Origin of the sequence: Izhakiella capsodis (assembly GCF_900115045.1) — a bacterium.
Classification (GTDB): Bacteria; Pseudomonadota; Gammaproteobacteria; order Enterobacterales; family Enterobacteriaceae; genus Izhakiella; species Izhakiella capsodis.
The window spans coordinates 58,168-83,380 of sequence record NZ_FOVC01000008.1 but is presented as its reverse complement, the minus strand read 5'-3'; the positions used below and the strand labels follow the sequence as shown (position 1 = coordinate 83,380).

The 25,213-nt window shown below is 50.9% G+C and carries 23 protein-coding genes and 1 pseudogene; 14 read left to right on the top strand and 10 right to left on the bottom strand.

Annotated features, from left to right (window positions below; all coding sequences use genetic code 11):
* Window positions 1-393 precede the first annotated feature (393 nt).
* On the top strand, window positions 394-1,971 hold the full coding sequence (locus tag BM191_RS11990; RefSeq protein WP_092878474.1) for a TerC family protein: 1,578 nt from the start codon (window positions 394-396) through the stop codon (window positions 1,969-1,971).
* 344 nt (window positions 1,972-2,315) lie between these two features.
* Here BM191_RS11990 and BM191_RS11980 read toward each other — a convergent pair whose 3' ends face one another.
* The 3 genes from BM191_RS11980 to pabB all read right to left on the bottom strand — a co-directional run bounded on the left by BM191_RS11980 (window position 2,316) and on the right by pabB (window position 5,748).
* A complete protein-coding gene (locus BM191_RS11980) occupies window positions 2,316-3,680 on the bottom strand; it encodes an L-serine ammonia-lyase (RefSeq protein ID WP_092878470.1) in 1,365 nt (454 codons plus the stop codon).
* 120 nt (window positions 3,681-3,800) lie between these two features.
* Entirely contained in the window at window positions 3,801-4,382 is a 582-nt protein-coding gene (locus BM191_RS11975; protein ID WP_092878468.1) for a CoA pyrophosphatase, read from the bottom strand.
* Complete coding sequence (gene pabB / locus BM191_RS11970) at window positions 4,375-5,748, bottom strand: aminodeoxychorismate synthase component 1 (RefSeq protein ID WP_092878466.1); 1,374 nt, start codon at window positions 5,746-5,748, stop codon at window positions 4,375-4,377. Before pabB ends, BM191_RS11975 begins: the two co-directional genes overlap by 8 nt.
* A 110-nt stretch (window positions 5,749-5,858) precedes the next feature.
* On the opposite strand from pabB, the gene BM191_RS11965 reads away from it, so the two are divergent.
* Complete coding sequence (locus BM191_RS11965; RefSeq protein WP_092878464.1) at window positions 5,859-6,038, top strand: YoaH family protein; 180 nt, start codon at window positions 5,859-5,861, stop codon at window positions 6,036-6,038.
* A gap of 33 nt (window positions 6,039-6,071) precedes the next feature.
* Here BM191_RS11965 and BM191_RS11960 read toward each other — a convergent pair whose 3' ends face one another.
* A complete protein-coding gene (locus BM191_RS11960) occupies window positions 6,072-6,368 on the bottom strand; it encodes a RidA family protein (protein WP_230479586.1) in 297 nt (98 codons plus the stop codon).
* Window positions 6,369-6,580: 212 nt separating this feature from the next.
* On the opposite strand from BM191_RS11960, the gene BM191_RS11955 reads away from it, so the two are divergent.
* The 5 genes from BM191_RS11955 (at window position 6,581) to rnd (ending at window position 13,001) form a co-directional block, all read left to right on the top strand.
* The gene (locus BM191_RS11955; RefSeq protein ID WP_092878462.1) at window positions 6,581-8,488 is read left to right on the top strand and encodes an ATP-dependent DNA helicase; all 1,908 of its coding nucleotides are present in this window, start codon (window positions 6,581-6,583) and stop codon (window positions 8,486-8,488) included.
* A 53-nt stretch (window positions 8,489-8,541) separates the two neighbouring features.
* Window positions 8,542-9,243: a tRNA (adenosine(37)-N6)-threonylcarbamoyltransferase complex dimerization subunit type 1 TsaB gene (tsaB, locus tag BM191_RS11950; RefSeq protein ID WP_092878460.1), complete on the top strand. Its 702-nt coding sequence runs from the start codon at window positions 8,542-8,544 to the stop codon at window positions 9,241-9,243.
* A 56-nt stretch (window positions 9,244-9,299) separates the two neighbouring features.
* Window positions 9,300-9,890 carry a Slp family lipoprotein gene (locus BM191_RS11945; protein WP_092878612.1) on the top strand — a complete coding sequence of 197 codons (591 nt, stop codon included), beginning with the start codon at window positions 9,300-9,302 and terminating at the stop codon, window positions 9,888-9,890.
* Between the two features lie 199 nt (window positions 9,891-10,089).
* A complete protein-coding gene (fadD, locus tag BM191_RS11940; RefSeq protein ID WP_143088827.1) occupies window positions 10,090-11,796 on the top strand; it encodes a long-chain-fatty-acid--CoA ligase FadD in 1,707 nt (568 codons plus the stop codon).
* Window positions 11,797-11,870: 74 nt separating this feature from the next.
* On the top strand, window positions 11,871-13,001 hold the full coding sequence (gene rnd / locus BM191_RS11935; protein WP_092878456.1) for a ribonuclease D: 1,131 nt from the start codon (window positions 11,871-11,873) through the stop codon (window positions 12,999-13,001).
* Window positions 13,002-13,051: 50 nt separating this feature from the next.
* Here rnd and minE read toward each other — a convergent pair whose 3' ends face one another.
* The 3 genes from minE to minC are packed head-to-tail and all read right to left on the bottom strand — an operon-like array spanning window position 13,052 to window position 14,877.
* Window positions 13,052-13,321 carry a cell division topological specificity factor MinE gene (minE, locus tag BM191_RS11930; RefSeq protein WP_092878454.1) on the bottom strand — a complete coding sequence of 90 codons (270 nt, stop codon included), beginning with the start codon at window positions 13,319-13,321 and terminating at the stop codon, window positions 13,052-13,054.
* A 3-nt stretch (window positions 13,322-13,324) separates the two neighbouring features.
* On the bottom strand, window positions 13,325-14,137 hold the full coding sequence (gene minD, locus BM191_RS11925; RefSeq protein WP_092878452.1) for a septum site-determining protein MinD: 813 nt from the start codon (window positions 14,135-14,137) through the stop codon (window positions 13,325-13,327).
* 38 nt (window positions 14,138-14,175) lie between these two features.
* Complete coding sequence (gene minC / locus BM191_RS11920) at window positions 14,176-14,877, bottom strand: septum site-determining protein MinC (protein ID WP_092878450.1); 702 nt, start codon at window positions 14,875-14,877, stop codon at window positions 14,176-14,178.
* Window positions 14,878-15,034: 157 nt separating this feature from the next.
* Between minC and BM191_RS11915 the strand changes: the two genes are divergently transcribed.
* The 3 genes from BM191_RS11915 (at window position 15,035) to BM191_RS11905 (ending at window position 16,942) form a co-directional block, all read left to right on the top strand.
* Window positions 15,035-15,313: a YcgL domain-containing protein gene (locus BM191_RS11915; RefSeq protein WP_092878448.1), complete on the top strand. Its 279-nt coding sequence runs from the start codon at window positions 15,035-15,037 to the stop codon at window positions 15,311-15,313.
* 449 nt (window positions 15,314-15,762) lie between these two features.
* Window positions 15,763-16,422, top strand: coding sequence for a fumarylacetoacetate hydrolase family protein (locus tag BM191_RS11910; protein WP_092878446.1), 660 nt, complete (start codon window positions 15,763-15,765; stop codon window positions 16,420-16,422).
* 82 nt (window positions 16,423-16,504) lie between these two features.
* The gene (locus BM191_RS11905) at window positions 16,505-16,942 is read left to right on the top strand and encodes a YcgN family cysteine cluster protein (protein WP_092878610.1); all 438 of its coding nucleotides are present in this window, start codon (window positions 16,505-16,507) and stop codon (window positions 16,940-16,942) included.
* 132 nt (window positions 16,943-17,074) lie between these two features.
* On the opposite strand, the gene dsbB is transcribed toward BM191_RS11905, so the two are convergent.
* On the bottom strand, window positions 17,075-17,584 hold the full coding sequence (gene dsbB / locus BM191_RS11900) for a disulfide bond formation protein DsbB (RefSeq protein WP_092878444.1): 510 nt from the start codon (window positions 17,582-17,584) through the stop codon (window positions 17,075-17,077).
* Window positions 17,585-17,854: 270 nt separating this feature from the next.
* Between dsbB and fadR the strand changes: the two genes are divergently transcribed.
* Together fadR and tnpA are read left to right on the top strand one after the other, a co-directional pair.
* A complete protein-coding gene (gene fadR / locus BM191_RS11895; RefSeq protein ID WP_092878442.1) occupies window positions 17,855-18,580 on the top strand; it encodes a fatty acid metabolism transcriptional regulator FadR in 726 nt (241 codons plus the stop codon).
* A 175-nt stretch (window positions 18,581-18,755) separates the two neighbouring features.
* Window positions 18,756-19,209, top strand: a pseudogene (gene tnpA / locus BM191_RS11890) (IS200/IS605 family transposase).
* Between the two features lie 191 nt (window positions 19,210-19,400).
* Here tnpA and BM191_RS11885 read toward each other — a convergent pair.
* Entirely contained in the window at window positions 19,401-20,936 is a 1,536-nt protein-coding gene (locus tag BM191_RS11885; RefSeq protein ID WP_092878440.1) for a SpoVR family protein, read from the bottom strand.
* 503 nt (window positions 20,937-21,439) lie between these two features.
* Between BM191_RS11885 and BM191_RS11880 the strand changes: the two genes are divergently transcribed.
* Both BM191_RS11880 and dadX read left to right on the top strand, forming a co-directional pair.
* Window positions 21,440-22,744 carry a D-amino acid dehydrogenase gene (locus BM191_RS11880; RefSeq protein ID WP_092878438.1) on the top strand — a complete coding sequence of 435 codons (1,305 nt, stop codon included), beginning with the start codon at window positions 21,440-21,442 and terminating at the stop codon, window positions 22,742-22,744.
* Between the two features lie 31 nt (window positions 22,745-22,775).
* A complete protein-coding gene (dadX, locus tag BM191_RS11875) occupies window positions 22,776-23,849 on the top strand; it encodes a catabolic alanine racemase DadX (protein WP_092878436.1) in 1,074 nt (357 codons plus the stop codon).
* A gap of 3 nt (window positions 23,850-23,852) precedes the next feature.
* On the opposite strand, the gene BM191_RS11870 is transcribed toward dadX, so the two are convergent.
* Complete coding sequence (locus BM191_RS11870) at window positions 23,853-25,043, bottom strand: multidrug effflux MFS transporter (protein WP_092878434.1); 1,191 nt, start codon at window positions 25,041-25,043, stop codon at window positions 23,853-23,855.
* Between the last annotated feature and the right edge of the window lie 170 nt (window positions 25,044-25,213).

Below are 25,213 nucleotides of genomic sequence, written 5' to 3'. Positions count from 1 at the left end.
CTTATACAGTAACCAAAAGTGAATTCGCGAATTATTTTAGTCTGCAAAAAAATAAATTATGTGACATTGATCAGTTATTTAGAGGTCGATTCCATTCTGGGTTCCTGTTGATTGATTTCACAGCACTTGAAGTAACTTTACAGTTAAAACTCACAATCTATTTTGTGACTTTATAAGGCACTGTTAGAGTAATGGTCCTTTTATTGAACAGGAGTAACGGGCATCAGCCCCCTATATGGACTGTCACCGAAGTTCTTTCACCATGCCACCGGGTCATCCGGCTCATTGTTATGTGTCCGAACGTAATTTCTTCTCTTTCTGCCGTGCTGCATGTTGCTCACGTAATTACTTTATGTCGGCGGGTTCAACCTTTTCATTTCTTCGGAGTAGGTAATGGAATTTCTTCTGGATCCCTCTGTCTGGGCCGGTTTGCTTACGCTGGTAGTGCTTGAAATTGTTCTGGGTATCGACAATCTGGTTTTTATTGCCATTCTTGCCGATAAACTTCCGCCCAAAAAGCGTGACAAAGCGCGGTTAATCGGCCTTTCTCTGGCCCTGTTGATGCGTCTGGCTCTACTTTCACTTATATCCTGGATGGTCACGCTGACAAAACCTTTATTCAGCGTAGGCGATTTCAGCTTTTCGGGGCGCGACATTATCCTGCTCATTGGTGGTATTTTTCTACTGTTCAAAGCCACGATGGAATTGCATGAGCGATTAGAAAATCATGAGACTAACAGCGAAGGTAGCAAAGGTTATGCCAGCTTCTGGGCGGTAGTGCTACAGATAGTTATACTGGATGCGGTCTTCTCACTTGATGCGGTTATTACCGCCGTGGGGATGGTAAATAATCTCGCTATTATGATGACGGCGGTGGTTATTGCTATGGCAGTGATGCTGCTGGCATCAAAGCCTTTAACGCGTTTTATCAACGCACATCCGACGGTGGTGGTGCTTTGCCTGAGTTTCCTGCTGATGATCGGTCTGAGCCTGGTAGCGGAGGGATTTGGCTTCCATATACCTAAAGGCTATCTGTACGCCGCAATTGGCTTCTCAATTTTGATCGAGCTGTTCAATCAGATTGCCCGGCGTAATTTCCTACGCCATCAAGCGCGCCGTCCAATGCGTGAGCGAACCGCAGAAGCAATAATCAAGATGATTGGCACGCGGAGGCAGAATCAGCATGAGGATCAACAGACTGAGCCAGAATCCGCTGCCGGGCAGCAGGAGCTACCGCATGAGGCGTTCAAAGAAGAAGAACGTTACATGATTAACGGTGTTTTAACGCTGGCCTCACGCTCAGTGCGAAGCATTATGACGCCACGCGGGGAAATATCATGGGTGGATGCCACTCGTCCGGCCGATGAGATCCGCATCCAGCTTCTGGATACACCGCACAGCCTGTTTCCCGTATGTCGTGGCGAGCTGGATGAAATTATCGGTGTGGTGCGGGCGAAGGAACTGCTGGTTGCCGTTGAGCATGGTATGGATGTGGCCGCATTTGCCGCAGCGCATATGGCAATTGTCGTTCCGGAGACCCTTGACCCAATCAATCTGCTCGGTGTGCTGCGCCGCGCCAAGGGCAGCTTTGTGATTGTGACTAATGAGTTCGGTATGGTGCAAGGGCTGATAACCCCCTTGGATGTTCTGGAAGCCATTGCCGGCGAATTCCCTGATGAGGATGAAACGCCGGATATCTCAGTTTACGAAGATGGCTGGCTGGTTAAAGGGGGGACCGACTTGCACTCCCTGCAACAGCGGCTTGATATCCGCGGTCTGGTCGATCCAGCCGAAGATTATGCATCATTGGCCGGTTTATTAATCCACCATCATGGCCAGCTACCGCGTGTAAACGATGTCATTGAGTTGAACGGCTTTAGCTTCCGTATTGTTGAAGCGACGGACTATCGTATTGACCTTGTCAAGGTTACCCGCATTCCTCGCGATAAGGATGAAGACAGCGACTCATAATCGCCGATCTTTGTGGTTCTCTCTGTCCATATCTGGCCCGCCATCATCTGGTGGGCTTTTATTTTTCAGATGACAGGGGCCAGTTGCTGACAGTTTTCCGCCAATGCGACATCCTTTCGCGCTACCGGCGGTGTGAAAACAGCAGCAGAGCGTCAACGCCGTAATCCCGTTAATATCTTTCCGGCTGAAAAGTCGATAAGGCTGGTTCGTCGGGCTGGAGTGCTGCTGTGCTGTTTTTTGGCTACTAAAAGCGATGAATAAACGTTTGCGAAGAGATAAAGGCGAAGGGAAGGGATTATCTGGCAGCCGGCTGCCTCGGCCGCCAGAAATGGCGGGACTACTGGTTAATCGCACTGTACCTTAATTGCCAGACCGCCACGCGAGGTCTCGCGATATTTCGCATTCATATCTTTCCCGGTTTCATACATGGTTTCAATAACTTTATCGAGGGAAACGCGTGCCTGACTGGTGCGGCGAAGTGCCATGCGTGCGGAGTTGATCGCCTTAACGGCGGCAATCGCGTTTCGCTCGATACAGGGTACCTGCACCTGACCGGCGACCGGATCGCAGGTCAGGCCAAGATTATGCTCCATGCCAATTTCCGCCGCGACGCAAACCTGTTCCGGACTGGCCCCGAACAGTTCAGCAATGCCTGCTGCTGCCATCGAACAGGCGACGCCCACTTCACCTTGACAGCCAACTTCTGCACCCGAAATTGAGGCATTCATTTTATACAGCACGCCGATGGCACCGGCTGCCAGAAAATAGCGGGTGAAAATTTCTGTGGTAACTGGCTCGACAAAACGATCGTAATAAGCCAGCACCGCTGGAACGATGCCGCAGGCTCCGTTAGTGGGGGCTGTCACGACACGTCCGCCTGCGGCATTCTCTTCGTTGACCGCCAGGGCAAACATATTAATCCAGTCAATAATGCTCATCGGATCGTTATTTAGCTTGCCCGAAGCCATTAACATTCTGTGTAGCGCGGCTGCGCGACGTGGAACACGCAGTGGGCCGGGCAGCACGCCTTCAGTATTCAGACCACGGTTAATACAGTCACTCATTGTTTGCCAGATGCGTCTGAAATAGGCTTCAATTTCCGCGCGGGAGTGAAGTGCCAATTCATTTTTCATCACCAGACCTGACAGGGAAAGCCCGGTATCCTTACATTCAATGAGCAGCGCGGTAGCAGAGTGAAACGGGTGGGGTACTGAAACTTCGTTCAGCGTTGATTGACCGAAGTGAGCTGCGTCAACGATGAAACCACCGCCCGTTGAGTACCAGGTATTGGTGTATAACAGTCGGTCACCTTGCCAGGCATAAAATGTCAACCCATTTTCGTGAAGCGGTAAATTCTCGCTGCGAAATATCATTCCACCTTCGCGTAGAAAATCGACTTCATGCTGACCATTAGCGACCAGAAGTCGTTGACGTTGTTTGACGTCTTCAATGAAGGCCGGTATGGCATCAATATCAACATCTTCTGGCAATGCGCCGGACAGTCCCATGATAATGGCGATATCGGTATGATGCCCTTTTCCGGTCAGCGACAGTGAACCGAAGACATCAACTGCCACGCGGGTGGTCTCATGCAGTATTCCCTTCTGCACTAATTCATCTATGAACTGTTTTCCGGCTTTCATTGGCCCCATGGTATGAGAGCTCGAAGGGCCAATGCCGACTTTAAACATATCGAATACGCTAATCACGCTGGAAACTCCTGAAATGGCAACACTGCCGTATAAAGCAGGTTAATTCACTAATAGTAATCTCGGGATGTTTAAACATTGCATCATTTCACATGAAATAAACTAATGACATCCCAGCAATTAAGTCACAGATGCAGGCACCACCTGCAGGCTTAGCTGTCGAATGATTCCGGCCGTCATACCCCAAATCAAATACTGATCAAATTGTGAGAACCATAGCCGACGCGTCTGGCCATCATGATTTATCTCCAGCGCAGTATAGCGAGCGGTATCCAGCGCCAGTTGAAGCGGCATTTCGAAGATGGATTCAACTTCACTTTTATTGGCGCTCAACGGCAAATCGGCTGGGACAATCCCGAGGTACGGTATTACCTGAAAACCTGTAGAGCTGGTGACAGTGGGAAGCTGGCCGATCACCCGCACCAGATCGCGTGGAAGAGCGATCTCCTCTTGTGCTTCACGCAGTGCGGTTTCAAGCAAACAACGGTCAGTTTCATCACGCATGCCGCCGGGGAAGGCTACCTGCCCGGCGTGGTTCCGTAATGATCGCGCACGGCGAGTCAGAAGCAGCCCAGGCTGCGCCCGATTGACCACCGGCACCAATACCGCCGCCTGACGGCCTGCACCAAAGTGACACGGTAACCTTGGCAGCTGTAGCTGAAAATGCGCAAGAAAATCATCCAGGGGATAGGGGCTATTCATCGTGTACCGCAAAGGCAGTAAGCGCTGAAAGAATGCGGCCAATTTTATCGAACGTCTCCTGGTATTCTGCGTCCAGCTGACTGTCGGCAACGATGCCGCCGCCAGCGGCGCAGTAAAGTTGTTGATTTTCAGCGATTAGCGTGCGAATGGTTATGCTGCTGTCCATTGTGCCGCAGGCGCTGAAATAGCCGATGCTACCGCACCATGCATTGCGGCAATGAGGCTCCAGCTGTTCGATAATTTCCATTGCCCTGACCTTCGGTGCGCCAGTAATCGAGCCGCCGGGGAAGCAGGCACGAAGTAAATCGCTGGCATGCAGCTCCGGCCTTAGACGGGCGCTGATGGTACTCACCAGATGGTAGACGGCGGGAAAGGCTTCGACAGCAAACAATTCTGGCACGCTGACGCTGCCAGGCAGCGCTACCCGGCCGATATCGTTACGCAGCAGATCAACAATCATCAGGTTTTCAGCGCGATCTTTCTCCGATTCTGCAAGTTGCAGCGCCTGTTGCCGGTCATCCTCAACGTCTGTCAGACGGGGACGTGTACCTTTAATCGGGCGCGTTTGGATTGTACCTGCCTGCAGGCGTAAAAAGCGCTCGGGGGAAAAGCTAAGGATCTGACTGTCGGCAAGATTAAGCCAGGCGCTAAACGGCGCTTTATTCGTCCGTAACAGCTGATCGAACGCTTGCCAGAGATTGCCGCTGTATCCTGCGTTGAAACGCTGCGCCAGGTTAACCTGATAACAGTCACCGCTGGCTATCCAGCGTTGAACCTGCTCATAGCGTTGGCTGTAGTCTTTCTTGCTCAGATTTGAACGCCAGGGGCTGGTAAGTTTGAACGCGTCACTCTCTGAGTTGCTACTTTGCTTTTCCAGCCAGTCAAGCCGCTGCTGCAAATCGCCGTGGCAAACCAGCGTGAGTCGCTGCAGCTGATGATCAGCAATCATTGCCCAGTCATAAATGCCGATAGCCATATCGGGTGTTTGCAGGTCGCGTTGAGTCAGCTGCGGCAAGCGTTCAAAGCGCCGCCCGAGATCGTAACCAAAAAGTCCGAGTGCGCCTCCCTGAAAAGGCAGCGATTCAGTCGGCCTGACTTCTGGCAGGAGCTGTTGCAGTAGTGTTTTACAAAGGTGCAGGGGATCCTGCTCGCTCAGCCTCAGGCACCCTTTTTCGCTGATTGTGGTTTGCATTCCACGCGTTTCCAGGGTGGCCAGCGGGTCAGCTACCAAAATATCAAACCGGCTGTCGGGATGGGGAGCATGCCCTGAATGTAATAGCATTGCCCAGTGCAGGGACGCAAGCGGTGCAAAGCGCTCTTGCAATGCGTCACGACGATAAGGAAGTGAATGATATTTCAATAACATGGCAAACGTAATGTAGTGGCGGCAACAAGCGTGAAGCCTGGCATATTTTTCTGTTGCTGGCATCTGTTTATTACGCGTGAAATAATAGCGGACCAATTCAGGAGGATTTTATGTTTAAGGGGTTACCGGCGCTTTCTCACGATCAGCAGCAGCAGGCGGTAGAGCGAATTCAGTCACTTATGCAATCTGGCATGAGTAGCGGTCAGGCGATTGCTCAAGTTGCGCAGGAGATCCGCGAAAGTCATTCCGGCGGTATGATCCATGCGCGTTTTGAGGAAGAGGACGATTAAGCCGTGATGCTGCCGCCCAGGCTATGTCCGGTCCTATTTCGCGGCGATAATTTTTATTTCGACGCGGTATTTCGGATTCATTAACTGGGCCTGTACCGTGCAGCGTACAGGCGCAAAGCCAGGAGAAACCCAGGCATCCCATGCGCGGTTCATCGCAACAAAATCTGCCATATCAACCAGAAAAATGGTGGCATCAAGGATTTTTCGTTTATCTGAACCCAGGCGGTCTAAAAGCTTATCTATTGCCGCCAGCGCGTCAGCCGTTTGTGCCTCTGCATCCAGATCGAGGTTTTCCGGTACGCTGGTGTAATAGATGGTGTCGTTGTGAATAACCGCTTACGACATCCTTCGTCCCACATCAACTCTTTCAATGGTCATTGTCTGTATTGATCCTTTTAAACTTGAACCGGAAAATTGCTGATAACAGCCTGCCACAGTAATCACGAGCTGTCATTATTGCCACCGGTTGCTATTGGCCGCATTTGTCTCCACGGTCTGATACTGACATAATCCACAGTACTTTTTCAGGCCTGAGATAATCTGTGACAAACGATTTTGAAGCCGACGGCGCACTGGCGCAGGCAATACCCGGTTTTAAACCCCGCGCCCCTCAGCGTGAAATGGCGCAGGCCGTGGCGCGGGTTATTGCCGGGCAGGGTGAACTGGTGGTCGAGGCCGGCACCGGAACGGGTAAAACCTATGCTTATCTTGCTCCGGCGCTGCGTGCTAATAAAAAAGTTATTATCTCCACCGGATCAAAAGCGTTGCAGGATCAGCTTTATAGTCGCGATTTACCCACTATCATCCGCGCAATTAACTACACAGGCGCGCTGGCGCTGCTAAAAGGTCGTTCAAACTATCTCTGTCTCGAACGTCTGGAACAGCATTCCTTATCCGGTGGCGATCTGGCTGCGCAGGCGATGAGCGACTTAATACATTTACGCGGCTGGTCCGCCGCGACCGTTGACGGTGACATCAGCACCTGTGCGGCCGTTGCCGAAGACAGCGCGGTATGGCCATTGGTGACCAGTACCAATGATAACTGTCTCGGCAGCGACTGTCCGCTGTACAAAGACTGCTTTGTGGTGAAAGCGCGGCGTAAAGCGATGGAGGCTGATGTGGTGGTAGTTAACCACCATCTGTTTCTCGCCGACATGGTCGTCAAGGAGAGTGGGTTTGCTGAACTGATCCCTCAGGCCGACATCATGATTTTCGATGAAGCGCATCAGGTGCCGGATATTGCCAGTCAGTATTTTGGCCAGCAGCTTGCCAGTCGCCAGCTGCTGGACCTGGCAAAAGATATCACTATGGCTTATCGCACTGAGTTACGTGACGTTCAGCAATTGCAAAAATCGGCCGATCGCCTGGCACAGTGCGCGCAGGACTTTCGTCTTGCGCTTGGCGAGCCAGGCTTTCGCGGAAATCTGCGTGAGCTGCTTAAAAACCAAGCGGTTCAGCGCATGCTGGTGCTACTCGATGATGCTCTGGAGTTGTGTTATGACGTCGCCAGGTTGTCGCTGGGGCGCTCAGCATTACTCGATGCGGCTTTCGAACGAACGGTCATTTATCGCAGTCGGTTAAAACGGCTGAAAGATGTGAATCAGCCGGGATTCAGCTATTGGTATGAATGTAGCACCCGTCACTTTGTTCTGGCATTAACGCCGCTTTCGGTATCAGAACGCTTCCGCGAGGTTATGAACGACCGACCGGCCAGCTGGATTTTCACCTCAGCGACCTTAGCGGTCAACGGACAGATGACCCACTTTGTAGAACGGCTCGGCATTGAGAAAGCGCAGACGCTGATTTTAAATAGTCCCTTTGATTACAGTCGGCAGGCGCTACTTTGCGTACCGCGCCAGTTGCCATCGCCAAATCAACCCGGTGGCGCGCGGCGTCTGGCAAAGATGATGGCACCGCTGATTGAAGCCAACCAGGGTCGCTGTTTTTTTCTCTGCACCTCCCACCTGGTGATGCGTGAGCTGGCCGCAGAATTTCGTACCAGCCTCACGCTGCCGGTGCTACTCCAGGGAGAAACCAGCAAAGGGCAGCTGATGAAACAGTTTGTCGCCGCGGGTAATGCACTGCTGGTCGCGACCAGCAGCTTCTGGGAGGGCGTTGACGTGCGCGGCGATGCACTGTCGCTGGTTATTATCGATAAACTACCTTTCACCTCGCCAGAAGATCCCCTGCTCAAGGCACGGATGGAGGATTGCCAGCTGCGTGGTGGTGATCCGTTTAACGATGTCCAGCTCCCTGATGCGGTGATTACATTAAAGCAGGGGGTGGGGCGCTTAATTCGTGATGTTGATGATTACGGCGTACTGGTGATATGCGATAACCGTCTGGTAATGCGCCCCTATGGGGCCTCTTTTATTAACAGCTTACCGGCAACCCCCCGCACCCGCGACATTAATCAGGCGATGGAATTCCTGCGTGCGATGCGCACCTGATGAGAAACTCTGTGATATGATGCGCGCCGAAAATTGTCAGCCGTGGAGTAAGCATGTCAACTCGCATTCTGGCGCTGGATACCGCCACTGAAGCCTGTTCCGTTGCATTGTCAGACGGTCAGGAGGTGCTCACGAAGTTTGAACTCTGCGCCCGTGAACACACCCAGCGTATATTACCCCTTGTGCAACAGATTCTGGCTGAGGCCGGGCTGGCGCTCAACCAGCTGGACGCGTTGGCTTTTGGCCGCGGGCCGGGGAGTTTTACCGGTGTGCGTATTGGTATCGGTATCGCTCAGGGGCTGGCGTTTGGCGCTGGACTGCCACTGATTGGCGTTTCCTCTCTTGAGACGATGGCTCAAGGTGCCTGGCGGCTCCATCGTGCGCAGCGCGTGCTGGCAGCTATTGATGCGCGGATGGGCGAAGTCTACTGGGCGCAATATCAGCGCAGCGACGTCGGCGACTGGCAGGGTGAATCGACTGAGGCGGTGCTTAATCCTGAAGCTGCTGTGCTTCGTATGAAACAGCTCGATGGTGACTGGACGCCTGTAGGCACCGGCTGGCAGGCCTGGCCTGTGCTGACACAGAAGAGTAAACTGAATTTGACTGGCTGTGAGGTAATGCTTCCTGCCGCGCAAGATATGCTGCCACTGGCGTTGCTGGCGCTGGCTCAGGGCAAAGCGGTTGATGCAGAACATGCGGAGCCTGTCTATTTGCGTAACGAAGTAGCATGGAAAAAACTACCGGGACGCGAATAGATCAAGCAACTATTCATTATGTGCTCAGTCTAAGCAGCGGTATTGAGGAGATTTTTATGCGTAAATCAGCTTTACTGACGTTCTCGTTTTTCGCGAGTATTTTGCTGCTGACGGGCTGCGTTAGCATACCGGACTCTATTAAAGGAACCTCACCGACGCCGCAGGAGGATTTAATTCGGGTAATGAATGCGCCACAATTGTACGTTGGACAGGAGTCACGCTTTGGCGGCAAGGTGGTGAAGGTTATTAACGAAAATGGTTACACGCTTCTGGAAATCGCTGCCAGCCAGCTTGACGATTCCGGTCGGCCAATTCTGGGTGCGGCCTCTACTGGGCGGTTGTTTGCCCGCATCAAGGGCTTCGTCGATCCGATTGATTTTAATAACCATTGGGTCACGGTCGTTGGGCCAATCACCGGTACCCGGGAGGGTAAAATCGGTGGTGCGAAGTACAATTTTATCACGGTGGATGCTACTGGCTATCAACGCTGGCGTATTGCACAGCAAATCGTCTCCCCCCCAATGCCTGTCGATCCCTGGATATGGTATGGTCCTGATCGCTTTCATCACCGCGGCTACTGGGGGCCGCCACCCTTTGGTTGGTATAATCCTGGACCGGCGCGGGTCGAGACCTTCCTGACAGAATAAATTTCCCTCTTAACGCCCTGCTATCCTCAATGATGGCAGGGCGTTATTTTGTGCCTCAAATCATGTGTAAAATTTTAGTGATGGGCTTCGCAACCTGTACAACCTAAGAATGGCAAACTGGTACGCTGAGTTAAAATAATGTTAATAAATAGCGTGTGGGGACCAGATGACGACCAATAATAACTTTCGAGGTGCTGAGTTGAAAAAGGTCTGGCTGGACCGCTATCCAGCGGATGTTCCGGCAGAAATTGATGCTGACCGCTATGCGTCATTAGTTGATCTCTTCGAGCAGGCGGTTGAACGTTACGGCGACAAGACCGCGTTTGTTAACATGGGTCGTAATATGACCTTCAGCCAGCTCGATCGTCGTAGTCGCGCTTTCGCTGCCTGGCTTCAGCAGGGATTAGGCTTGAAAAAAGGCGATCGCGTAGCCCTGATGATGCCTAACCTTTTGCAATATCCTATTGCGCTGTTTGGCGTGCTGCGCGCGGGTATGATAGTGGTTAACGTGAATCCTCTTTATACACCGCGTGAGCTGGAGCATCAGCTTAATGACAGCGGCGCGCAGGCTATTCTGATTGTTTCCAATTTTGCTCATACACTGGAAAAAGTCGTGGCAAAAACCCAGGTTCGCCACGTGATGCTGACGCGGCTTGGCGATCAGCTCTCCCCGGTGAAAGGTTCTGTGATTAATTTCGTGGTTAAATACATTAAGCGAATGGTGCCTAAGTATAATTTGCCGGGGGCTATTTCATTTCGCAGTGCGCTACAGCAGGGCGCAGTTATGCGCTATAAACGCCCGATAATTGATAATAATGATTTGGCTTTTCTACAATACACGGGCGGCACCACCGGGATTGCTAAAGGTGCAATGCTGACGCATCGGAATATGCAAGCAAATCTCGCTCAGACCAAAGCGACTTATGGGACGTTATTGCGTGATGGCGACGAAACCGTGGTCACTGCTCTGCCGCTCTATCATATTTTTGCGTTGACGGTTAATTGCCTGCTGTTCACCGAGCTGGGTGGGCGCAATCTGCTGATAACCAATCCACGTGATATCCCCGGTCTGATTAAAGAAATCAGTAAATATCCCGTCACCTCACTGACGGGTGTCAATACGCTGTTTAACGCTTTACTTAACGATCCTAATTTTCATCACATTGACTTCTCAACGTTGCGTATGTCAGCCGGTGGTGGAATGTCGGTACAGAAAGCGGTTGCTGAGCGCTGGGAAAAGCTTACCGGCTGCTTTCTGCTGGAGGGCTACGGTCTGACCGAATGCTCGCCGCTGGTTTCCGTTAATCCTCATGATATTTCTCATCATACCGGCAGCATTGGTATCCCCGTGCCTTCTACTGATATCAGTCTGGTGGATGATGAGGGCAATGAAGTTGCGCCAGGTGATCCTGGTGAACTGTGCATTCGTGGTCCGCAGGTCATGCTTGGTTACTGGCAGCATCCGGATGCCACGAATGAGGTTCTCAAAAATGGATGGCTCCACAGCGGTGATATTGTTACCGTGGACGAACAGGGCTTTTTGCGTATCGTCGACCGTAAGAAAGATATGATACTGGTTTCCGGTTTTAATGTTTATCCGAACGAGATTGAAGATGTATTGATGCTGCACCCTAAAGTCCGCGAAGTTGCAGCAATTGGTGTACCGCATGAGGTGGCCGGAGAGATAGTTAAAATTTGTGTGGTGAAAAAGGATGTTTCGCTAAGCAAAGAGGAGCTGATCGCGCATTGCAAACTCCATCTAACCGGTTATAAGGTACCTAAGCTGGTTGAGTTTTACCAGGAGCTGCCAAAAACTAACGTGGGTAAAATACTGCGCCGGGAACTGCGTGACGAAGCGCTCAGGGCGGCAAAGCGGGGGGGTGACGGCATCATACCTGACCCATAACAGTAAAAACGCCGTTTTTACCAGCATTTTTACTCACCAGGAATAACCCGCAATGCGGGCAAGAAAGAGATCTTATGCTCAATTATACCATGATTAGCGGGAATGCTGAGCTGGCGGTAGTCTGCGCCGCTGCCAGGCATAAAAAGGCGATGGCGCTGGATACCGAGTTTGTTCGCACCCGAACCTATTATCCGTGTCTCGGGCTTATACAGATGTTCGATGGTGAGCAGATCAGCCTGATCGATCCGATGAATATAAGTGACTGGCAGCCGTTTATCTCGTTGCTACAGGACACGGCAGTAACCAAATTTCTCCATGCGGGTAGCGAGGATCTGGACGTCTTCCTTCACGAGTATGGCGTGATGCCTACGCCGCTGATTGATACGCAAATTCTTGCTGCTTTTTGTGGAAAGACGATGTCGCTGGGATTTGCCAGCCTGGTTGAGAGTTATACCGGGCTGGCGCTTGATAAAAGCGAAGCACGTACCGACTGGCTGGCGCGTCCGTTAACCGCTAAGCAATGCCAGTATGCCGCTGCTGACGTCGGATATTTACTGCCCGTTGCGTTGCGTCTGGTTGAAGAGTGCCGCGTGGCTGGCTGGCTGCCGGCAGCGCTAAACGAGTGCCAGCTTTTATGCCAGCGTCGGCAAGAAGTGGCCTCTCCCGAACAGGCTTGGCGTGATATTACCAATGCCTGGCAACTACGGCCGCGTCAGCTCGCAGCGCTTAAGCTGCTGGCAGCCTGGCGACTGGAGCTGGCAAGACAAAAAGATTTGGCAGTTAACTTTGTTGTGCGTGAAGAAAACCTGTGGAAAGTGGCGCGTTATTTGCCTGGAACGCTGGGTGAATTGGATCACTTAGGTATACCCGGCCAGGAAATTCGCTATCACGGTAAGCAGCTGCTGTCGTTGGTTACTGATGCGAACGAATTGCACGAATCGAAACTGCCTGAACCAATGATGAATCTGATTGATATGCCGGATTATAAACGGCTATTTAAGGCGATTAAAGCGCAGATAGTCCAGGTAGCGCAGGATACCGGATTAAGTCAGGAGTTGCTGGCGTCACGGCGCCAGATAAACCAGCTGCTAAATTGGCACTGGCAGTTAAAACCGCAGCAACGTGTTCCTGAACTGGTCAGTGGCTGGCGTGGCGATCTGCTCAAGCAATCATTGGATAGCTTACTGACAACTTCTGAGACCTGAAAATTCAAGGCTCTCTGCTGGTTGCCAGCAGAGAGCCTTGTAATACCCTATCATTTCGCCGTGTCTTCCGTCTCCGGCAGGGTTACATTTAGCTCCAGAATGGAGATGTCGTCGTCGTTCTGATCCAGCTTAACTGTAAGCATTTCTGGATCGATCTTGACGTATCTGCAAATCACTTCCAGTAAATCCTTTTTCAGCTGCGGTAAATAATGGGGCTCAGCGTCGCCCCGTCTGCGCTCGGCAACGATAATCTGTAGCCGCTCCTTGGCAATGTTGGCCGTGTTTTTTTTACGGGATAAAAAGAAATCAAGGAGTGCCATGTCTTATCCCCCAAAAAGGCGTTTCAGGAAACCTTTCTTCTCTTCTTCAATAAAGCGGAAGGGGCGTTCTTCACCAAGTAATCGGTCTACCGTATCAGTATAAGCCTTACCTGCATCGGAGTCGGCTGCTAGAATTACCGGCTCTCCTTGGTTGGAGGCGCTCAGTACCGCCTGGTCTTCGGGAATGACACCGGCCAATGGAATGCGTAAAATCTCAAGTACATCTTCCATGCTCAGCATATCGCCGCGATTCACCCGGCCTGGGTTGTAGCGAGTTAGCAGCAGATGCTCTTTAATCGGATCCAAGCCTTTCTCTGCACGACGGGATTTAGAAGAGAGGATGCCAAGAATGCGATCTGAATCCCGAACCGATGAGACTTCCGGGTTGGTAGTAATGATCGCTTCGTCAGCGAAATAAAGGGCCATCAGCGCACCGGTTTCAATACCTGCGGGTGAATCGCAGACGATAAAATCGAAATCCATCGCTGCCAGGTCGTTGAGCACTTTTTCTACGCCTTCGCGAGTCAGCGCGTCTTTATCGCGGGTTTGTGAGGCAGGTAGGATATAGAGTTTATCCGTGCGTTTATCTTTAATCAGCGCCTGATTCAGCGTCGCATCGCCTTGAATGACATTCACAAAGTCATACACCACGCGGCGTTCGCAGCCCATAATCAGATCCAGATTTCGAAGACCAATATCGAAATCGATCACGACGGTCTTTTTACCTTTCAGCGCAAGACCGGTCGCGATCGCAGCGCTGGAGGTGGTTTTGCCAACGCCCCCTTTGCCTGAAGTAACTACAATAATGCGTGCCATAAAGTGATTTCCTTACAAAGTGGGGCTCAACAGCCTGCTCAAAACAATTTCTGTATTGTCATCGCGCCGTCCTGCAAACACAGTCGGGACGCTTTCCCAAAAAAATCGGCAGGAATTTGATCCATTATCCAGTATTCACCAGCGATAGAGATCAGTTCTGCAGATAAATTACTGCAAAAAATCTGGCATTGCCGATCCCCGCTGGCACCTGCCAGCGCACGACCACGCATCATGCCATAAATATGAATATTGCCATCGGCGATAAGTTCGGCACCAGCGCTAACGCTGCTGGTTACAATGAGATCGCTATTTTTGGCATAAATTTGTTGCCCCGATCGCACTGGCGTATTGACCAGCCGCGTTTTAGCGGACTCAGGTGCGACACCGATAGACTTGATCTCTTGCGCAGGAGCTTTATTCTGTTTTTTTTGCGGTTTACCTTCGCTGAGCAGTGGCAGTCCTTCCTGACCTATCCGACGCTTTAAGTCATCGTCTTTGCAGCCGCTGACACCAACGATATACAAACCTGTTGAAGCAATAGCCTGTTGTAGTTGGGGCCAATTCACGTCGCTTTCCAGTGCGGAGACATTCAATACGACAGGGGCGTTTTTTAGAAAGGCCGGAGCCTGATCTATTTTATCCTGCAACGCCTTGCGAACCATTTCTGGTTCCGGGTGATGAAGGTGAACAACCGACAGTGTAAAATTACTGCCTTTAAGCTCAATTGGCGCTTGCGACATCGATATCAACTCAGTCCAGTTATCTTCCCTACTTAAATTATGTCTGCTTTTGCTAAGCATAATCGCGGCGGAGGGAATATTCCGAAGTTATAGCAGCATGTTATAGTTAGAGCTATATTCAGGCAAGATGCCTTCCTGGTTAATTCGAGTAAAAAATATGTTTTGTGTGATTTACCGAAGTTCTTTTCGCGATCAGACTTATCTGTATGTTGAAAAAAGAGATGATTTCTCCCGTGTGCCTGAGGCACTTTTATGCAGTTTCGGCCGGCCGCAGTTTGTTATGATGTTACCTCTTGATGGGCGAAAGAAACTGGCTAACGCCGATCCTGATAAAGTGACGACCGCGCTCAGAGAACAGGGTTTTTATTTACAGATCCCACCCGTACCTGAAAGTTTGTTAACTACCTGTCTTGAGAACGGCAAAAAGTCGGTTTAGCCTTCCATCGGATAAATTCCGTATCCCCTGGATAAACTTAGCTGCATTGGCTTAATTTAGCCGGGGCCTCTACTCACACCTTGGCTACAATCGTTGTTAAAACAGTTCGTAATATAAGTGAAAAGAGACAGATCCCGTTACAACGTCACTTAAACTTCTCTTACTAGGCTCTTGGCAACAGGAAACCGTTATTCTGATGCCAGATGCGTTCCGTTGCTCAATGTCAGGTCATTAATTTACACAATACTGGCTGATCACAGCGCGCCGGTATAATTTGGTCAGACCACGTTCAGAACCGGACGATTAGGGTTTTTGGTAACTCTCGAATTATTAAATGTTGGCGCTATTCTCACTAATTTGCGCTGAGCGTCGGTATGATGGCTCAAGAATTGGCAAATTGGGATCGGCGACTGACGACGAGTCTTCTGATTAATCAGCGAGGGAACAACATGTATCAGCACCATAACTGGCAGGGCGTTCTGTCAGATTATCCTGTCAATAAAGTGATTTGCGTCGGCAGTAATTACGCGAAGCACATCCGCGAGATGGGGAGTCACACGCCGCCAGAGCCGGTGCTGTTCATTAAATCAGAAACGGCTCTATGCGATATGCGTCAGCCGCTGACCATCCCTGAGAATATGGGGGCGGTACACCACGAAGTGGAGCTGGCGGTGTTGATTGGATCAACGCTGAAGCAAGCAAGGGAAGAACACGTACTTGAGGCGATTGCTGGCTATGGTGTTGCGCTGGATCTTACGCTGCGCGATATTCAGGCTGACTGTAAAAAGGCCGGACAGCCGTGGGAAAAAGCCAAAGCTTTCGACAATGCCTGTCCGATTTCAGGTTTTATTCCCGCATCTGATTTTTCCGCAGATCCACAAAATACCGAACTTAAGCTGCTGATTAACGGCAGCCTGCGTCAGAGCGGAAATACGGCTGATATGATAACCCCCATATTACCGTTGATTGCCTATATGAGTAGGTTCTTCACCTTGAGAGCTGGTGACGTAATATTAACTGGCACGCCGGAAGGCGTGGGGCCGATGTTTTCCGGCGATAAGCTGGAGATATCGTTTGCCGGTTATGGCATTTCAACCCGAGTGCTTTAAGGGGAACAGCCCGGCGGAAGGGCTTGCATCTGTCGCCGGTAAGTTTTATAAGGTGCAGCTTCCTGATTGTGCGAGAACAATGATGAACGAACTTGCATTCTGGCAGCGCAAAAGCCTTGAACAGATGAGTGATGCTGAGTGGGAGTCGCTTTGCGACGGCTGCGGACAATGCTGTTTAAATAAACTACAGGATGAAGAAAGCGACGAAATTTATTTTACTAATGTCGCCTGTGACCAGCTAAACATTAAAACTTGCCGCTGTAAAAATTATGAGCGCCGCTTTGACTATGAGCCCGATTGCATAAAGCTCACACGAGCAAATCTTCCAACCTTCTCGTGGTTACCCTGGACCTGTGCCTATCGACTGCTGGCGGAAGGAAAATCGCTACCGGCATGGCACCCGCTGCGAAGTGGCTCTAAAGCCGCAATGCACGCGCAGCGTATTTCAGTACGCCACATTGCTGTACGTGAAAGCGAGGTGGTTGACTGGGAAGACCATATTATCAGGCGTCCAGCATGAGACCGTTAGATCCCGGCTGACGCCGGGATCACACCAAAAGCGTTCTAATCGATTGCAGGATGAAACTCTGCGTTGAAACGCAAAGCTGATGAAGCCAACGTGATTTGCACAGTAGTTGGGATGTATGCCTGACTACCGCCTGCGCAAGGGCTGGGCTATCGTTACTAGCAGGGCGATCACTAAATAAACGGCAAAAGTGACAATCAACCATTGCGGCATGCTGAGGTTAAACAGCGTCCAGCCGCGATCCGAACATTCACCGCCAGCGACGAAAACGGCCGGGAACCAGTGATCCAGTGGCAGCCAGCTGGGAAAGTTGGGGGCGAAATCACAGGTCGAGAAAGGATTGGGATGAAGCTGCAACATGGTGTGCTGCCATGAGAGGCGCAGACCTTCCCAGGCGCTGTAAATCCAGATCAGAATCGCTAACCCGCGCAGAGGTGTACGTGGTGCAATGGCGCCAACGATACCCGCGCCCATCACACCAAACAAAGCGCAGCGTTCATAAATGCACATTACGCAGGGCATCAACCCTAATACGTGTTGGAACCAGAGTGCCACTAATTCCAGCGCCAGTGCAGAGAGTGCCAATAACAGCCAGGCTCCGCGTCCCCGCGAGCAGCGATAAAGATAAGTCAGCATAAGACGTTCCATGAATAACTGATAAACGAGAAGTTTAAACGAAAAATAACGTCCTGCCAGCCCGCAAGACGCTAAAATATAGTACTGAGATATAACGTAAGGTAAAGATTTCCCCACTACCAACCCAGGTAGGTTAAACGTTAAGGCTACCAGCTGAATATTGTTTGATATATCGCCTGATACGTTACCCGTGGGCTATATCGCACAGAATGCCTCTGGTATGATGAGTCATCATTTATAGCATTTTCCCTTTAACGGATAATAAACGTTATGGTCATAAAAGCGCAGAGCCCGGCAGGGTTTGCGGAAGAGTATATTGTTGAAAGCATATGGAATAACCGCTTCCCGCCAGGATCTATTTTACCCGCTGAACGTGAGCTGTCTGAATTGATTGGTGTAACGCGAACCACGCTGCGCGAAGTCTTACAACGTCTGGCTCGTGATGGCTGGTTGACGATACAGCATGGTAAACCAACGCGAGTTAATGACTTCTGGGAAACATCAGGATTGAATATTCTTGAAACGCTCGCGCGTCTGGATCACGATAGCGTGCCGCAGCTGATCGATAATTTACTCTCGGTGCGGACCGATATCGCCTCAATTTTTATCCGTCGAGCGGTCCTCAAATTTCCGGAAAAAGCGCAAGCCGTACTCTCTACGGCCGGAACCGTGGAAGATAGAGCGGATGCCTATACCGAACTTGATTATGGTATTTTTCGCGGTCTGGCATTTGCTTCTGGCAATCCCATCTACGGACTAATCCTCAACGGGCTTAAAGGATTATATATCCGGGTCGGGCGTCACTATTTCTGCAATCCGGAGGCCCGGCAACTGGCGCGACATTTCTATCTTGAGCTGCTGACGCTCTGTCAGCAGTCGCATCCTGACCGCGTGGTGGACGTCGTACGTGATTATGGTCGTCGCAGCGGAGAGATCTGGCACAGCATGCATTTGTCAATGCCGCAGCAGGAGACGAGCAGGCTGAAGAGTTTTTGATGAAAAAACCCGGTCAATGGCCGGTTTTTTTGTGCATCGAAAATCCCCAGCCTGGCTGCGGATCCCGTTAAACGCACAGCTATGAGTAGTCTTTCAGAGCCCCTTTTGATTCGTTAGAAAAACCTTGCGTTCTGGCAACTGCAAAGTGCATTCATGGCATTGATAGGTGGTCCCGATGGGGGATGATAAAAGCTTAGCACGCACGTGGTGAGACGGTAATTATCATTTTTTTGCACCAAAGTGCAGAAGACATACGATCTACGGTGAGAAACGCAGAATAATTGGGAGCATTTTAAGAAAACTGTGTTAATTGAAGATGGTAAGCACTCTTGAGGCCGAATGCTGTGTGGATCACATCAATATGCTACTGGACATACTACCGAAGATGAGTGTTTGAGATTTCATGGGGTATCTGAAAGGTAAAAGTAGCCTGATGCTTTACGATCGATTTGGGGATTTCAAGTTCAACTATCGTAACCGGGATTTTTGGTGCAGGAATATTGTGTGGATACGGTCGGGGAAAATACAAGACCTATCCAGGAGTACATAAAGCATCAACTGGAAGAGGATAAATTGGGCGAACAGTTTCCATACCCTATTCGGGGAGCCCGTTTACGGGCCGCGAGTAGAGAAGCCAAATGCAAATGTCAGATCGTATGCGCCTGTAAGGACGCGGCGGGTAAAAGAGGCTTATTGGCGCATATGAAAAACCTCCGGCTATACCGGAGGACAGTTATTAGGTGTTGTTGATGATGATGCTAACCTTGGCGAAGTAGATCAGTGCTTGTTAAAAAGATGTGACAATAGCAGATCATCTGAATCACAGTGTAACGGGGTGTGGTGGACAGCTCCCCAACCGTTCCACAGCGCTATTTTCGTTCAGCTGTTCAAGGTGAACATCGAAGCCCCAGAGCCGGTGAACATGTTTCAACACTTCGCGACAGCTCTTATCCAGTGGGGTACGGTTTTGGGGTACGTACCGCAGGGTAAGCGACCTGTCACCGCGTAAATCCACGTTGTAAATTTGAATATTAGGTTCTAGATTACTCAAATTGTACTGTGCAGAGAGTTGCTGACGAACTGCCTGATAACCGGCTTCGTCATGGATAGCAGCGATCTCCAGATAGTTATTTCGATCATCATCGAGGACGGTGAAAAGACGGAGGTCACGCATCACCTTAGGCGATAGAAACTGACTGATAAAACTTTCATCTTTAAACTCCCGCATAGCGAAATGCAGTGTGTCCAGCCAGTCTTTGCCGGCAATGTTCGGAAACCAGTAGCGATCCTCTTCCGTTGGTGCTTCACAGATACGTTTAATATCCTGAAACATGGCGAAACCCAGCGCATACGGATTAATTCCGTTATACCACTGACTGTTATAAGGGGGCTGAAAAACAACGTTAGTATGACTGTGCAAAAACTCCATCATGAAACGGTCGGTAAGTTTACCTTCGTCATAAAGGTGGTTAAGGAGGGTGTAATGCCAGAATGTCGCCCAGCCTTCATTCATTACTTGCGTCTGCTTTTGCGGATAGAAATACTGACTGACTTTTCGCACAATCCGCAGAATTTCACGCTGCCATGACTCCAGCAAGGGGGCATTTTTCTCCATAAAATAGAGCAAATTTTCCTGCGGCTCAGAGGGAAAACGCCGCTGTTGTGCCTGTGCTTCCTCTTGTTCCCTGCGTGGCAACGTGCGCCATAGCGTACTGACCTGACTTTGAAGATACTCTTCACGGCTCTTCTGACGTGCTTTCTCTTCTTCCAGCGAAATCTTTTGCGGACGCTTGTAACGGTCAACCCCATAGTTCATCAGCGCGTGGCATGAATCGAGGAGCTGCTCGACCTCTTCAAGACCGTATAACTCCTCGCATTTGCTGATATAACCACGCGCAAAAATCAGATAATCAACAATTGAGCTGGCATCAGTCCAGCTGCGAAACAGATAGTTATTTTTGAAAAAAGAGTTATGCCCATAGCAGGCGTGGGCCATCACCAGCGCTTGCATGGTCAGGGTGTTCTCTTCCATCAAATAGGCAATACAAGGATTTGAGTTTATAACAATTTCATAAGCTAATCCTTGCTGGCCCTGCTTATAACGCTGCTCTGTTTCAATGAATTTTTTACCGAATGACCAGTGCGCATAGTTAATTGGCATACCGACGCTGGAATAGGCATCCATCATCTGCTCGGAGGTGATGACTTCAATTTGGTGCGGATAAGTTTCAAGCCGGTAATGTTTGGCGACGCGATCTATCTCGTGCAAATAGACGCCAAGCAAATCGAAAGTCCAGTCGGGTCCATCGCTTAGTCGTTTGCAATCCTTAACTGGCTCGTCATACCTCGTTGTCATAGCGCACCCCTTAATTACAAGCGGTCGGACCGACAAGGCCCGGACCGTTCATTCTTGATCTCTCAATGTATCGCCGTGCCAGCCAGATCCTGAATCTGAGCTTCATCGCTAATCATAGTTCACTCTTCGTCATCTCTGGAATTAAAACAACCGAAATCTTGCCGGGACGCACTGGCATCGTAAGCTGTCAGGTGCACAACAACGTTAAATTCTGTGACGATTGTTTTTAATAAGCTTCTGATGTTATTGAATACGTTGACTACAGAATGCTTTACTTTCTGCTGGTGGAGGGACTGACTTTGATCTCTTTTGGCGTTTGCTCCTGTAGAGCGTCATCAGACTTGATGCAATGCTAAATTCTTTACAGGTAATGAGTTACGATTATCAAAATGCAAACAAAAGAGGTGAAATACAGACGCTAAGTTCACGTCATTATTTCCGGCTAATTGTCGGCGTAAAATATCACTTTCGTATTTTGTTCTTTTCAGCAATGCGGAGCGGTTATGCAAATAGTGATTCTGGGGAGTGGCGTTATTGGTGTTACCAGTGCCTGGTATCTGGCACAGGCGGGTCATGAGGTTACCGTTATTGAGCGCCAGCCTGACTCTGCGATGGAAACCAGTGCGGGCAATGCCGGGCAAATTTCACCCGGTTATGCGGCACCCTGGGCGGCGCCCGGCGTGCCGCTCAAAGCCATCAAGTGGATGTTTCAGCGCCACGCACCGCTGGCGATACGCCCTGACGGTAGCCGCTTTCAGCTGGCCTGGATGTGGCAAATGCTGCGCAACTGCGATGTGAGTCACTATCAGCAAAATAAAAGCCGCATGGTACGTATTGCTGAATACAGCCGCGACTGCCTGAAGGCGCTGCGTGATCAGACCGGTATTGCCTATGAGGGACGGCAGGGGGGAACTCTACAATTATTTCGTACCGCGCGGCAATTTGATAACGTAAACAAAGACATTGCGGTTTTGAAAGCGGCGGGCGTGCCCTATGAGCTGCTATATGCCGACGAGCTGGGGCGTGCTGAACCCGCATTAGCTGTAAGGCAGCACAAGTTCACCGGTGGGCTACGTTTGCCTCATGACGAAACCGGCGATTGTCAGCTGTTTACTCGCCGGTTGACAGAGATGGCGCGTGCTGCTGGTGTGACTTTCCGTTTTGGGGTTGCCATACAACAACTGGTGCGCGAAGGCAATCGCATCACCGGGGTGAAGTGCGCATCGGAAACATGGACTGCTGATGCCTTTGTGCTGGCACTTGGCTGCTGGTCAACGGCGATGCTCAAGGGGATTATAGATATCCCGGTTTATCCACTGAAGGGGTACTCCCTGACGATCCCCATAACCAACCCTGAGGCTGCACCTGTTTCAACGGTACTGGATGAAAGCTATAAAGTTGCCGTTACCCGCTTTGAAAATCGCATACGCGTTGGTGGTATGGCGGAAATTGTTGGTTTTAACAAAGAACTATCAGCCACGCGGCGTAAAACGCTGGAGATGGTCGTCAACGACCTTTACCCTGAAGGCGGCGACGTCAGTCGGGCCAGCTTCTGGACCGGACTGCGGCCGATGACACCTGACGGTACCCCGATAGTCGGACGTACACCCGTGAGTAATTTGTTTTTAAATACCGGTCACGGTACGCTTGGCTGGACGATGGCCTGCGGTTCGGGGCAATTATTGGCCGATCTGATCTCGGGGCATACGCCAGCTATTGCTGCTGATGACTTATCTGTACTACGTTACCTACCGGGATTTAACCACAACACTGGCGAAAAATTACATCGTGTCGGCACTGTGCGCTGATCATCAACGCCACTGAGTGAAAGGAGGAAAAATGGCTCGTCCTATTGTTGCAACTATTCACAGCGATGCATTGCGACACAATTTGTCCATCATTCGTCAGGTGGCATCGGAATCTCAGATTTGGTCCGTGGTAAAAGCTAATGGTTACGGTCATGGTCTGGAGCGTATCTGGCAAAGCCTGCGCGATACCGATGGTTTTGCGCTGTTGAACCTGGAAGAGGCGATCCTGCTACGTGAAAAGGGCTGGAAAAAGCCCATCCTGCTGCTGGAGGGTTTTTTCTCTCCCGAGGAGCTGGAAACCCTTGATCGCTACCGGCTGACGACCTGCGTGCATAGCAACTGGCAGATTCAGGCGTTGGCGCAGGCCACGCTTTCCGCGCCGTTAGATATTTATCTCAAAGTTAACAGCGGGATGAATCGGCTTGGTTTCCAGCCGGAGCAGGTTAACAATGCCTGGCACAAGCTTCGTAATTCAGACAATGTCGGCGAGATAACCCTGATGTCGCATTTTGCCTGTGCGGAAGAGCCTGAGGGTATCCAGGAGCCACTGCGTCGCATAGAGTTGGCGGCAAAAGATATTGTCTCATCATGGTCGCTGGCGAATTCGGCGGCCACTCTCTGGCATCCTCATAGTCGCCGTGATTGGGTCAGGCCCGGTATTATTTTATATGGTGCCTCGCCAAGCGGTCGCTGGCAGGATATAGCCAGCACTGGCCTGCGGCCAGCGATGTCGCTTCAAAGCGAAATTATTGGAATACAAAACCTGCGTTCTGGCGAGACGGTTGGCTATGGTCGCCGCTATCAGACGAGTAGAGAACAACGGATTGGCATTGTCGCTTGTGGTTATGCAGATGGCTATCCCCGCCATGCACCGACCGGCACCCCGGTTTATGTTGACGGCGTGCGAACCTGCACGGTCGGCGCTATCTCGATGGATATGCTCGCCATCGATCTCACGCCATGCCCCGAGGTGCATATTGGTACGCGCGTGGAGCTATGGGGCAATAACATCAGAATTGATGATATAGCCCAAGCCGCTGGCACGGTGGGATACGAGCTGATGTGTGCGCTGGCACCGCGAGTGCCGGTGGTCGTTGCCAACTGACAGTTACAACGAGGTGATCGTACCGCGCATTTTTTTGCTCATTCGCCATGCCAGTGCGCAAAGCAGTGTACCCAATAACATCATCAACATCAGCGCGTTTTTTTCGTTTAGCGGTAATGCCATGATCAGCATGCCAACCGATGCGCCCCCGGCCATTTGTATAAAGCCCATTAACGCCGAGGCGACCCCTGCCTGTTGTGGCCAGGGTTCCAGCGCATAGCTGGTTGCCGGTCCAACGGTCCAGGCAAGACCGGCACAGGCGATAACAACCGGGAGCATATAGCAATACCAGGCGCTCTGCGTTTCAGCTGGTAGCAGGCTGAATTCGGCTAACAAAATTAGCGCAGCGCAGAGCTGAGCAAGGCTGCCGGCGAGTAAGCAAGCTGGGCGGCCAACTTTTCGGATCATCTTGTTAACGAGTATGCTGAAGAACATGATCCAGAAACCGTTAGCGCCGAAAGCAAAAGAGAATTGCAGCGGCGAAAGTTTACCCTGATTCATCAGTACTTCGGGTGCGAGAGAGACATAGGTCAGCACCATGCCCATCACACCGGCATTGGCGGCGGCAAAAGCCAGAAACTCGGGACGTTTGATAATCAAACCGTACTGGCGTAAGGGAATTCCCCGCGATCGCAGCGTTCCTGGCGGTTTGGTTTCCGGCAGCAAAAACACCATCAGCATCCCGATAACCAGTGCATAGAGACTGAGAAGCCAGAAGGGGGCACGCCAGCCAAAGCTGGCACTAAGCAATCCACCCAGCAGCGGAGCCAGTGCCGGGACGATATTCAGGGCGGCATTAAGAAAGCTGTAGGCGCGTGCCGCGTCTTCTCCTTCAAGCCGATCGCGTACGCCGCTGAATGAAACCACTGCGGTGCAACATACGGCACAGCCCTGTATCACCCGAGCCAGAAAAAAAAGCGGCCAGCTCGTTACGCTGGCGGCCAGTACGCTACCTGCCAGATAAAGTGCAATGCCCAACAGCGCGATCGGCTTACGGCCGAAATTATCCACCAGTGGGCCCGCGACGAGTTGTCCCAGGCCCATGATCAGCAGGAACAGAGGGATGGTTAATTGCATCAGAGAGATTGGCGCACCAAGACCAGTGGCAATTTCTGGCAGCACTGGCAGATAGAGATCAATACCCAGCGGACCAAACAGGATCAACGTAAGCAATAACAGGGTGAATTTTTGCATGTAAACCCGGTGGTAAAAACTAAACAGAAGGGCTAAGGGTAGAACGATGAAGATAAAAAAGAAAGGCTGGCGCGCGAATGTCCACACGCTTTTGCTAAGGATGCAATGAATCTGGTGAGAAGCAAACGCGCTATTCAGGATAATAATGGCGTATAATAAAGTTTATCAGC

Bases quoted from the DNA above. Each gene is read 5' to 3' on its own strand.
- BM191_RS11905 (WP_092878610.1), top strand. From the start codon at position 16,505: ATGAACGAACTTGCATTCTGGCAGCGCAAAAGCCTTGAACAGATGAGT.
- BM191_RS11975 (WP_092878468.1), bottom strand. From the start codon at position 4,382: ATGAATAGCCCCTATCCCCTGGATGATTTTCTTGCGCATTTTCAGCTA.
- BM191_RS11945 (WP_092878612.1), top strand. From the start codon at position 9,300: ATGCGTAAATCAGCTTTACTGACGTTCTCGTTTTTCGCGAGTATTTTG.
- BM191_RS11885 (WP_092878440.1), bottom strand. From the start codon at position 20,936: ATGACAACGAGGTATGACGAGCCAGTTAAGGATTGCAAACGACTAAGC.
- fadR (WP_092878442.1), top strand. From the start codon at position 17,855: ATGGTCATAAAAGCGCAGAGCCCGGCAGGGTTTGCGGAAGAGTATATT.
- minD (WP_092878452.1), bottom strand. From the start codon at position 14,137: ATGGCACGCATTATTGTAGTTACTTCAGGCAAAGGGGGCGTTGGCAAA.
- BM191_RS11880 (WP_092878438.1), top strand. From the start codon at position 21,440: ATGCAAATAGTGATTCTGGGGAGTGGCGTTATTGGTGTTACCAGTGCC.
- BM191_RS11965 (WP_092878464.1), top strand. From the start codon at position 5,859: ATGTTTAAGGGGTTACCGGCGCTTTCTCACGATCAGCAGCAGCAGGCG.
- BM191_RS11870 (WP_092878434.1), bottom strand. From the start codon at position 25,043: ATGCAAAAATTCACCCTGTTATTGCTTACGTTGATCCTGTTTGGTCCG.
- dadX (WP_092878436.1), top strand. From the start codon at position 22,776: ATGGCTCGTCCTATTGTTGCAACTATTCACAGCGATGCATTGCGACAC.
- dsbB (WP_092878444.1), bottom strand. From the start codon at position 17,584: ATGCTGACTTATCTTTATCGCTGCTCGCGGGGACGCGGAGCCTGGCTG.
- pabB (WP_092878466.1), bottom strand. From the start codon at position 5,748: ATGTTATTGAAATATCATTCACTTCCTTATCGTCGTGACGCATTGCAA.
- BM191_RS11910 (WP_092878446.1), top strand. From the start codon at position 15,763: ATGTATCAGCACCATAACTGGCAGGGCGTTCTGTCAGATTATCCTGTC.
- minC (WP_092878450.1), bottom strand. From the start codon at position 14,877: ATGTCGCAAGCGCCAATTGAGCTTAAAGGCAGTAATTTTACACTGTCG.
- minE (WP_092878454.1), bottom strand. From the start codon at position 13,321: ATGGCACTCCTTGATTTCTTTTTATCCCGTAAAAAAAACACGGCCAAC.
- rnd (WP_092878456.1), top strand. From the start codon at position 11,871: ATGCTCAATTATACCATGATTAGCGGGAATGCTGAGCTGGCGGTAGTC.
- tsaB (WP_092878460.1), top strand. From the start codon at position 8,542: ATGTCAACTCGCATTCTGGCGCTGGATACCGCCACTGAAGCCTGTTCC.
- BM191_RS11990 (WP_092878474.1), top strand. From the start codon at position 394: ATGGAATTTCTTCTGGATCCCTCTGTCTGGGCCGGTTTGCTTACGCTG.
- BM191_RS11915 (WP_092878448.1), top strand. From the start codon at position 15,035: ATGTTTTGTGTGATTTACCGAAGTTCTTTTCGCGATCAGACTTATCTG.